The organism is Protofrankia sp. Cj3, from assembly GCF_917627355.1.
Taxonomy (GTDB): domain Bacteria; phylum Actinomycetota; class Actinomycetes; order Frankiales; family Frankiaceae; genus Protofrankia.
On record NZ_CAKJTR010000068.1, the window covers coordinates 1 to 6856 of the forward strand.

The 6856-nt window shown below is 64.7% G+C and carries 6 protein-coding genes; all 6 read left to right on the forward strand.

The genetic code is table 11. The features are described from left to right. Positions 1-1197, forward strand: a 1197-nt coding sequence (locus tag MJ783_RS11455; protein ID WP_239310388.1) for an O-antigen ligase, incomplete at its 5' end; no start/stop codon positions are given. 410 nt (positions 1198-1607) lie between these two features. Beyond that, the gene (locus MJ783_RS11460; protein ID WP_239310389.1) at positions 1608-2501 is read left to right on the forward strand and encodes a WecB/TagA/CpsF family glycosyltransferase; all 894 of its coding nucleotides are present in this window, start codon (positions 1608-1610) and stop codon (positions 2499-2501) included. Beyond that, positions 2498-3547: a glycosyltransferase gene (locus MJ783_RS11465; RefSeq protein WP_239310390.1), complete on the forward strand. Its 1050-nt coding sequence runs from the start codon at positions 2498-2500 to the stop codon at positions 3545-3547. Before MJ783_RS11460 ends, MJ783_RS11465 begins: the two co-directional genes overlap by 4 nt. 100 nt (positions 3548-3647) lie before the next feature. Further along, the gene (locus tag MJ783_RS11470) at positions 3648-4889 is read left to right on the forward strand and encodes a nucleotide sugar dehydrogenase (protein WP_239310391.1); all 1242 of its coding nucleotides are present in this window, start codon (positions 3648-3650) and stop codon (positions 4887-4889) included. A gap of 37 nt (positions 4890-4926) precedes the next feature. Beyond that, on the forward strand, positions 4927-5808 hold the full coding sequence (locus MJ783_RS11475; RefSeq protein ID WP_239310392.1) for a glycosyltransferase family 2 protein: 882 nt from the start codon (positions 4927-4929) through the stop codon (positions 5806-5808). A gap of 5 nt (positions 5809-5813) precedes the next feature. Continuing rightward, complete coding sequence (locus MJ783_RS11480) at positions 5814-6842, forward strand: NAD(P)-dependent oxidoreductase (protein ID WP_239310393.1); 1029 nt, start codon at positions 5814-5816, stop codon at positions 6840-6842. Positions 6843-6856 lie beyond the last annotated feature (14 nt).

Genomic DNA, 6856 nt, shown 5'->3' on the forward strand with positions numbered 1-6856 from the left:
CAGCCCATCCGTATAGCAATGGTTTTTCTGGCTACGATGGTGCTGGGCAGCTATGCGGCCGGCGCGCTGCGCGCGGATATCGTTCCCGAGGAGCTGCGCGCCGCTGACCGTGGTTTGCTGCTCCTGGTGACCTGGGCCGGCGTGGCCCTGATAACGGCGGACGGCGTCCGGTCGTGGCACCGGCTGGATGTTCTGATCGGCCGCCTCGTGGCGATGGGTGTCTTTCTCGCGGTTCTCGGCATCCTGCAGTTCTCGATCGGGCTCAACATCGCCGGTTACATCCACATTCCGGGCCTGCGGGTGAACGGTACCCTCGATCTCATCTCCGCCCGGTCGATATTCCGCCGGATCACCGGTACCGCGAGCCATCCGATCGAGTTTGGCGTTGTACTGGCGATGCTGCTGCCCCTCGCGATAAGCCGTGCGTTCGCCGCGCCGGCGAAGCTGAAGGTGCGACGCTGGCTCGCGGCGGCCAGCATCGGTGTGGCCCTGCCCATGTCGGTGTCACGCTCGGCAATTCTTGCCATCGCGGTGGTCGCCGTGTTCATCATCCCGAGCTGGGACCGCCGTCGGCGGCTCGCCACCTTCAAGGTGATGCCCCTGTTTCTTGTCGGCATGAGAGTAGCGATTCCCGGGCTGCTCGGTACGATCACGAGCCTGTTCACCGGTATCAGCAACGACCCGAGTACCAAAGGGCGTACCGAGGACTATGCCGCGGCCGCGAAGTACATTGCCGTGCATCCACTGTTCGGGCGGGGTTTTCGAACGTTCATCCCGAGCCTGTACAGGTTCCTGGACAACCAGTATCTGATGACCATCGTGGATGCCGGTCTGATCGGGTTAGTTCTCCTGTTGCTGGTCTTCCTGGTCGGGATCTTCACGGCTCGGGGCGCCCGGCGACGTAACGAAGATCCAATTTATAAGGATCTTGCTCAGGCAATCGCGGCGGGCATCGGGGCGGCAATGGTCAGCTTCGCGACTTTTGACGCGCTCAGCTTCCCGATGTGTGGCGGTCTGCTCTTTTTACTGCTGGGGCTTGCCGGAGCGATGTGGCGGCTGTCGGGCCAGCCTGATGATCGTATCGAAAAAAATGATCATAAGTTTCATGCGTCCGCCGCACCCGCACCCGCACCCGCACCGGCCGCGCTTCCGGCCGCGCAGCCTTTGGCTGACCAGATGATTGGTGCGGCCCATTGATCGATACGGTGGGCCGTGCCGTTATCCCCAGCAGGGCTTGATGAGGCTCTCACCAGGCCTTTTCCTGTATTTGTGGAGAGGCTCGCACTCGTCGCCCTCGGCTGTCGCTCCTAACGGGCTCCCGTGGCTCCGACGGTGGTTTTCTGATTCCATGACGAGGGGTTGTCCATGACTGTGCTCCGGGGCCGTCATCGGTGATACTGGCGCTAGCCGAATCTGCTAGGCTTGATTGAGTAGACCGGACTATGCCATACCTGGGGGGATGGATGACGGGGGCTCAGTCGTCTAGGGATTGTGCTGTCGTTGGTGTAGCCGTGGGTGGCGAGAGTGAGCTGTCGGTAAACGCCGACGCGGATTCTGGGTTACCCTCAGCCTGCTTGCCCTCAACCCGCAGCCGCTTCGTTCGAGGGATGCTGCGCGGAGTAACCGAGGAAAGCGCATCCCTTCCGTCCATCGAGCTGCAGGGCATCCCTCTGGTATGCCTCACGGTCGCGGACGCGCGTATCGCGGTCCGGACCGCGATGGAAGATCCCCGGCCCGCCCTTGTGGCCTATGTCAACGCGCACTCGCTCAATCTTGCCTACACCGATGTCGCTTATCGGGCCGCGTTGCAGCGGGCGCACCTGGTGCTGCCGGACGGTATCGGCGTCGCGGTCGCGGCCAGGATGCGAGGCCTGCGTTTTGCCGCGAATCTCAACGGTACGGATTTCACTCCGGTGTTACTCGCCCTTGCCGCCGAACAGGGGTATCGGGTCTTCCTGTTCGGCGGTCGCGACGCTGTGGCCAGCCAGGCCGCCGAGGCGCTGCGGGCGCGGATTCCGGGGCTGTGCATCGCCGGTGTACGGGACGGCTACGGCTGGGCGGACGACCCGGATTCCGTCGTTGAGGAAATCAGGGCGGCGCGAGCGGATCTGCTGGTGACCGCGCTTGGCAACCCGTTGCAGGAGCTCTGGCTGGACCGCTATCTGGAGGCCACGGGCGTACGGCTCGGCGTCGGCGTCGGCGCGTTCCTCGACTTCACGGCTGGCCGGGTTCCGCGTGCCCCGGATTGGATGATCAAAAATCGGCTGGAATGGGTGTGGCGTCTCAGTGTCGAGCCACGCCGGATGTGGCGCCGGTATCTGGTCGGCAATCCACTGTTCATCTGGCGGACGCTGGTGAGCAGACAGCCACCCGCCCAGCTTCGGCTGAGCCGGCGCGTCCTCGCTGGAACGTATCCGCTTCCAGCCGGATCGTGGGGTGTTCACCATCAGCAGCCGGCCACCGACGCCGGGTTGGTCCCGTCGGCGCGGGGGCCACGGTGACCGCGGATCTCCAGCCGGCCAGCTCCGCCGAGCGGCCGGTCGCGGCGTCGTCCGCCGTGGCTGCCTGGCCGGCGGATGCGGAGCGGCCGGATGCGCCGGATGTGACGGTGGTTGTCGTCACCCGCAACAACGCTGATGTCATCGTGGACTGCCTGGCCGCACTGCCAGCGGCCTTCGAGGGCGAGCTCTCCTGGCGGGCCGTGGTCGTCGACAACGCCTCGGTTGATGACACGGCGCTGCTGGCGGCCAAGGCCAGTCCTGACGTGCTGCTGTTGGCGACCGACGCCAACAGTGGATACGCGGCGGGTGTCAACGCTGGCCTGGCTGCGTTGACACCGCGGCGCGCGGTTTTGGTGATCAATCCCGACGTGCGGCTGGACCGCGGCAGCGTCCAGGCGCTGTGGGCGGCCCTGCGGCCCTTTGACACCGGCATCTGCGTACCGAGCCTGCGCGATGCGCGTGGCCAGGTGCGCCACTCACTGCGCCGTGAACCCACAGTGCTCCGGGCGCTGGGCGAAGCGCTGCTTGGCAGTGACCGGTCCGGGCGGATGGCGACATTAGGCGAGATCATCATGGATGATCGCCTGTACGCCGCACCCCAGGTCGCGGACTGGGCGTCCGGTGCCGCAATGTTGATCTCCAAAGAGTGCCTGGATGCGGTGGGCCCGTGGGACGAGTCCTTTTTCCTTCCTTCGGAGGAGGCCGAGTTCATTCTCCGCGCTCGTGACCATGGCTTCCTGCTTCGCTATGTACCATCGGCGGGCGCTGTCCAGCTCGGTGACGAACGGCACGCAACGCCGCAGTTATGGGCCTTGGGCCAGATGAACAGAGTACGGCTGCAACTGCATCGCCGAGGTCTGGTTGCCGCGCACGCGATGCGCTGGCTGCTGGTACTCAACGCGGCTCTGCGCGCCCGCCGTTCGCCGGCCCACGGACGGGCACTACGACTGCTGCTGTCCATTAACCCCGGGGTCGGCTTTCCGCCGGTGGCCTCGTTGATCGAGGCTTCTGTCGTATCGAGTGATCCGTCGATGGTCGATTCATGATCATATCTACGGTACGGGAAGTCGTGGCCTGGCCGGTCCGCGCTGGGGAACCGCCGCAACTCTGCGACGGGCTTACGCTGAAGAGCTCTTGGGGGAGACAGTGACACAGAACCGGGATACCGACACGGACACCGTTCGACCCGCGGTGACGTCGTTCCCAACGGACGTGGTCATCGTGGGGGGCTGCGGCCACGTAGGGCTTCCGCTGGGTGTCGCGCTGGCTTCGCGCGGCCGGCGGGTCCTCCTGTATGACATCGACGCGGCGGCGGTGAGAGTCGTCAACGATGGTCGTCTTCCCTTCCGGGAGCCGGGCGCTGGCGAACCGCTCGCCGAAATGACGGCGGCGGGCCGGCTGCGCGCCACGACCGATCCGGCGGTGATCTCCGAAGCCGAGCACGTGGTGGTCGTTGTGGGTACGCCGGTGGACGGGCATCTCAACCCCGACCCGCAGGTGGTGCCCAGGGCGATACGTACGTTCTCAGACCGTCTCGTCGACGGCCAGCTGCTGATCCTGCGCAGCACCGTCTATCCGGGCGTGACCGCGCTGGTGGAGAAACTCATCTCGGAGATCGGTCGGGACGTCCAGGTCGCCTTCTGCCCGGAACGCATCGCCGAGGGCCGGGCCATGACCGAGCTGTTCGAGCTTCCGCAGATCGTCGCCGCCCGTTCCAACGCCACCAGGGCGCGGGCAACCGCCCTCTTCGCCGCCCTGACCAACGAGATCGTGGATCTTCAGCCTGAAGAGGCTGAACTCGCGAAGTTGTTCACCAACACGTGGCGGTACATCAAGTTCGCGACCGCCAACCAGTTCTACATGATTGCGAATGATCTCGATCTTGACTTCGAGCGCATCCGCGACGCGCTGGGCCACAACTATCCGCGGGCGGCGGACCTGCCCGGCGCGGGCCTCGCCGCCGGCCCATGCCTGTTCAAGGATACGATGCAGCTGGCGGCCGTAACCAACAACACGTTCGCTCTCGGCCATGCCGCGATGTTGGTGAACGAGGGCCTCCCGCTCTACCTGGTCTCCCGCCTGAAGGAACGTTTCGACCTTGCCGGGATGGTTGTCGGCATACTCGGGATGGCCTTCAAAGCCGGCAGCGACGACACTCGGGCAAGCCTGTCGTACAAGCTGCGCCGCATTCTCGACTACTCGGCGGCCGGTACGCTCTGCACGGATCCGTATGTCAGTACCGACGGCCGCCTGCTGCCGTTGGAGACTGTGGTCGAGCGGGCGGACCTCCTCATCATAGCCGCGCCGCATCCGGACTACGCCGAGCTGCGGACCGAAAAACCAGTGATCGACATCTGGAACTTGCTCGGTGCGGGCGTGCGGGTATGATTTATTTCTCGGCCGCGGGCGGTACGGAGAATATCCGATGACGCCGCGGGTGTCGGTGGTGATGCCGGTCTACAACGAGGGCGACGCTATCGTCCCAGTACTCGACCGGTTGCTCGAATCCGTGGTTCTCCCTTGCGAGATCATGGTTATCTACGATTTCGACGGTGACAGCACGGTGCCGAGTCTGGTCGCCTACGCGGAGAAGGACGCGCGGGTGCGGCCGGTCCGCAACACCTACGGGCGGGGGCCGGCGAACGCGATCCGTTTCGGTATAGAGCACGCGGTCGCACCGGTCACCGTGGTGACGATGGCGGACGGCAGCGATGATCCGCGCCAGATCGACGAGCTGGCGCGGTTGGTTGACCGCGGTGTGGTGGTCGCCGCGGCATCCCGTTACATGCCCGGCGGCCAGCAGGTGGGTGGCCCCCTGGTCAAACGGGTGTTGTCGCGCGCGGCCGGCAGGTCCCTGTCGCTGCTCACGCGTATCGGCACCCGGGACGCGACGAACAGTTTCAAGGCGTATTCGACGAGTTTCGTCCGTAATGTGGGGATTGATAGCAGATCTGGTTTTGAGATCGGTCTTGAGCTGACTGCCAAGGCCCGTCGTCTCGGCCTGCCCGTCGCTGAGATCCCGACGATATGGCTTGACCGGGCGCTGGGCGAGTCAAATTTTGACCTTGCTCGCTGGCTGCCCGAGTACCTCCAGTGGTACCGCTTCGCCTTCGGTCGGCGGTTGACCGTCGGCGAGTTACAGGCCTTACGGCACACGGCGGGATCCGGCGGTCCCGGCCCACGAAACGGAAGCTATCCCCGACCGCGTGTCCCGAAGGCCGAGAACGCTGGTAAGGCTCCACTCGAAGGTGGCGCGAAGACTGGTTCCGCCATGTCGGCGGAGGCCCTGACAGATAGTAAGGAATGAAACAGATGGCAACTGTTCTGGTGACCGGTTCGGCCGGTTTTATCGGTGGTTATGTCGTGCAGGATCTCCTGGGTCGTGGATACGACGTGGTGGGTCTGGACAACCTCTCGAAGTACGGGCCGGTCGCTCGCAGCTATGATGATCATCCGAATTACCGGTTCATCGAGGGCGACGCGCGGGACACCGACCTGCTGAGCGAGCTACTCGTTGACTGCGACCATTTCATCGCCGGTGCGGCCATGATCGGTGGAATTTCCTACTTCCACACCTACGCATATGATCTCCTCGCCACCAACGAACGCATCATTGCTTCGTCCTGCGATGCCGCTATCCGGGTCTTCCGCGCTGGCGGGCGGCTGCGGAAGGTGACGTACCTCAGCTCGTCCATGGTGTTCGAGTCGACCGACCGCTGGCCGTCGGTGGAAGGAGACGAGCGCAAGGTCGCGCCGCCGCTTTCGTCCTACGGCTTCCAGAAGCTCGCGGTCGAGTACTTCGCCCGGGCGGCCTGGGACCAGTACGCGCTGCCCTACACGATCGCACGGCCTTTCAACTGTGTCGGTGTTGGCGAGGGCCGAGCGCTCGGCGAGGTCGAGGTGCTGTCCGGCAACGTGAAGCTGGCCATGAGCCATGTGGTGCCCGACCTGGTGCAGAAGGTGCTCAAGGACCAGGACCCGCTGCACATTCTCGGTGACGGCAGCCAGGTGCGGCACTACACCTACGGTGGGGATCTGGCCGCGGGGATCGTGACGGCGATGGAGCATCCGGACGCTCTCAACGAGGACTTCAACCTCTCCACCGCGCGGTCGACCACGGTCCTTGAACTGGCTGAGCTGATCTGGAAGAAGATCAAGGGCCCGGACGTGGAGTTCCGGTACGTCAGTGACGACCCCTTCCAGTACGACGTGGCCAAGAGGGTGCCGAACGTGGACAAGGCCCAGCGCGTCCTGGGTTTCACCGCGGACACGCCTCTTGACGTCATGCTGGACGAGGTCATCCCGTGGATCAAGCAGGCGGTCACGGACGGCCGGATTTAGAGCGACCGGCAATA